The organism is Vallitalea sp., assembly GCF_025211055.1.
In the GTDB taxonomy this organism is placed as follows: domain Bacteria; phylum Bacillota; class Clostridia; order Lachnospirales; family Vallitaleaceae; genus Vallitalea.
On the sequence record NZ_JAOARO010000048.1, the window covers coordinates 1 to 3,399 of the forward strand.

3 protein-coding genes are annotated in these 3,399 nt (G+C 26.8%); 2 read left to right on the forward strand and 1 reads right to left on the reverse strand.

Features of this window, described 5'->3' with window-relative positions:
• Positions 1-299: sigma factor-like helix-turn-helix DNA-binding protein (locus tag N4A55_RS06100; RefSeq protein ID WP_293754655.1), on the forward strand; the 299-nt coding region annotated here is incomplete at its 5' end.
• A gap of 221 nt (positions 300-520) precedes the next feature.
• The gene (locus tag N4A55_RS06105; RefSeq protein ID WP_293754657.1) at positions 521-2,020 is read left to right on the forward strand and encodes a M23 family metallopeptidase; all 1,500 of its coding nucleotides are present in this window, start codon (positions 521-523) and stop codon (positions 2,018-2,020) included.
• A gap of 126 nt (positions 2,021-2,146) precedes the next feature.
• Here the strand turns inward: N4A55_RS06105 and N4A55_RS06110 are convergent, their stop codons facing one another.
• Positions 2,147-3,361 (reverse strand): hypothetical protein, encoded by a 1,215-nt coding sequence (locus N4A55_RS06110; protein ID WP_293754659.1) that lies wholly within the window; start codon positions 3,359-3,361, stop codon positions 2,147-2,149.
• Positions 3,362-3,399: the final 38 nt, after the last annotated feature.

Here is a 3,399-nt window from a genome sequence, read left to right on the forward strand (position 1 = left end):
AGAATATTTCGTATATAAATAAATCCATTAAAAATACCTATATTAGGTTTTCAAAAAGTAATAACAAGAAATTAAATATCATACCTCTTAATGAAAGTTTTCATAATCAAGCGGACGAAACAATAGCATACATTAATGAAGTAATAAATCAACTGTCACATATCCAACGAAGGATTATTATATATAAAATACACGGTTATTCAGATGTTGAAATTGCATTGAAATTAAAGACATCAAGGCAAACGGTATCAAGACATAAAAATAAAGGGATAAAATTAATTAAGGATTATTTAAAATAAAATAATAATATGTCGTGGTAATGTCGTAAAAGTCTATGATAGTATTATATCAAGTCAATAAACCTAGGTAATTTATTAAAGGCTGCTTGATAATTTGGTAAAATAATTTAAATTAAGATTTACATTTTATTGCTGAATTATCTCTATTATAAATGTAAGTAACTTGCGAATTACTGTTATATAAAATTTATAAAAAAAATATACAAGGAGGGATGATAATAATGTCAAAAGATTTTTATAATCCAACAAGAATTAGATTGAATCAAGACTTTCAAGGAACAGTAACATCAAATGATGGGGATCAATGGTTTGATATTGTATTTAATCAAGCTTGTAAGGCGGTTTTTGAAGTTCGCCCATCAAGTAATTTAGACGTCAACTTTTCTGCATGGAATGGTGATGAGATGACAGCTATAGAAGTAAAAAACAGTAATGGACATGGTATCCCAGAGAAGATAGAAATAAATGTAAATAATGGTCAAAGGATAAAGCTTGATGTACAACATCAATCTGGTTCAGGTAGTTTTACACTTTCATGTAAAATGAAATCAGGAGGTTCAGTAACGCCAAATGCAAAAGAAATAAAAGATAATGACTATAACCCACCAGTAAATATTAGTAAAGGACAAGAACATTGGTACTATGTACGATTTAATAAAGATGGTAAAGCTAATTTTTTTGTTGAACCATTAAATAGTCAATTAGATGTTGATATCACAGTATATAAAGGCAGTACTAGTGGAGAGGTAGTGGGTCAATCTGCAAAACCTGCAGGTCAATGGGATTTAGTTGAGAAAAAGCCTGTTATTGCAGGAATTATATATTATATTAAAATTAAAGGGTATGATGGTTCAGGTCAATATAAGGTTAGATGTAAGAATTATACCACAGATGATAAATATAGTCATTTATTAAAGAAAACGGCTTGTTATGAAGGTAATGGCGGTAGTAAAAATTTACCAACATACGAGGATGAGACATTAACTAAACAAATAGGATCAATTTCTAACGGGGAGATAGTTACGGTTAAATCTATAATAAATGAAGTAGCTTTAATAACATATAGCACTTCCAATGGAACTAAAGATGCCTACATACCATTATCGCATCTAGATGGTAAAGAGTACATAGAGTTATATATTAAGCAGATGAAAGCTAGATATACTCCTAAAATTCTTAATGGGTGGTATACATATGATGGTTGGATAGTAAATCAAGAATTCAACGATCTTACAAGTAGAGATAAGTATTTAGGACACCTAGGTATAGACATTAAAAATATTATAAAACCTGTAGCAAGAGCAGTATACCCTGGTAAAGTACATTATGCAGGGATATCCTATAGCCGTGGAAGAAGAAGTGCTAATGGATATGTTGTACAAATCGAACATACTTATGGGGAAAAAACATTTTATTCATTTTATGCACATTTAAGACCAGATTCCATCAATGTTAAAAAAGATGATCAAATTGAAGCAGGAGAGATTATTGGAATTATGGGTCACACTACTAGCGTTAATACTGGTAATGGTATGGGAGATCATATTCATCTTGGGATTTACACAGGAACAGCTTCACCACAAGGTGCAGAGTATGGATATAATAGGGTTTTAAATAGCGAAGGAAAACAAACCTTTTATGCACCTAAGGGATATTATACATATAAAGATGATACATTCTATAAGCCTAATTTATGGCATAAAATTCTAAAACTAGTATAATTAATTTTATATATCATAACACGAGAGTATAGCTAATAAACCTCCTTGATAGTATATTGTTATTACCAAGGAGGTCTTTTCAATACTCTTTAAATAAAATTGTTTTCATTCTTTATAAATAGATTATTAGTATATCCAATAATTAACTAAATCTTTTTTGTTAATATTTATTGAGTGTATTGTATTGTTATTATCAAAGGTTAAAATTTCACATAATTTATCATATGGTCTAATATTTAATAGGTTATAATTTTTGATTGACCATTTATAACTACCCAGTAACTTGGTAATTTCAACATTTGCTTCTGTATCTAATACAATGTTAATCCATGATTTTTTCTTTTTATCATACTCTGCTATAAGGATATATTTGCCATCAAATGAGCTTGATAATAAGTGATATTCTCCATTGTAAAGTGTCTGTATTTCATCTGATTGAATATTTGTCTTATATATTTTCCTGTATTCATTACAATAACCATCCTTAATTACTTCATATGATTCTTCAAAATAAATATTATCATTTACATCATTTAAAATAATATAATTGGGGTAATTATTTGTTTCGTTAGAAATCTTACAAATATTAATAATAGTATCATCATATATGCTATAAGTAAAAATTGTATTATCGGTATAATATGTTATATGTGTTCTATTATTATTAATAGTATAGTCATACAATAAGTTGTAATTAATGTTTGATAATTGATTAAGTTTCCAAAATTTATTAGTAGTAGTATTATATAAACAAACACCGTATAAAATAACATATTGATTATCAATCCATAGTACTGAATCTTTCTGATATGGATTTAATGAAGCTTCGGTACTTAAATTTTTTATATTAAAAGGTTCAGTTGAATCCTCAATATATAGTTTTTTAACAAAGTAATCCATATCTTCGTAATAAAATTCACATCTTATATATGTTGAATAATTAGGTGAATAGTAGCGATAAGAAGAATAATTTGTATCATTTATTTTAAAATTAATACTATCACTTGGATTATTAATGGCTTCAATGTTATTTGAAATATGTTTTAATAAATTTATTTCCCCTTGGCTTTCATTATCAGTATTACTAGTATCTAATTTTATTGTTTCTTTTGTTTCATTAGATGAAGAATTGTTATTTTGATTAATGTTCGTATTTTTTGTTGTTTTAGGTAAACTTTGTTTTTGTTTAGAAGTTATGAGAGTTTGTTTATTGTTTAATTTAGGATTTTTTAAATCCTTCACCCTTTTTTTAGTACAACTTGAAGATAATAATATAAAAACTAATAAAACAGTAAGCAACAATATTAGTTTTTTGGCAATTAATACTTTATTTTCTATCATTCTAATTCTCCTTGTTAGTGTTCTATATTTTTATAAAT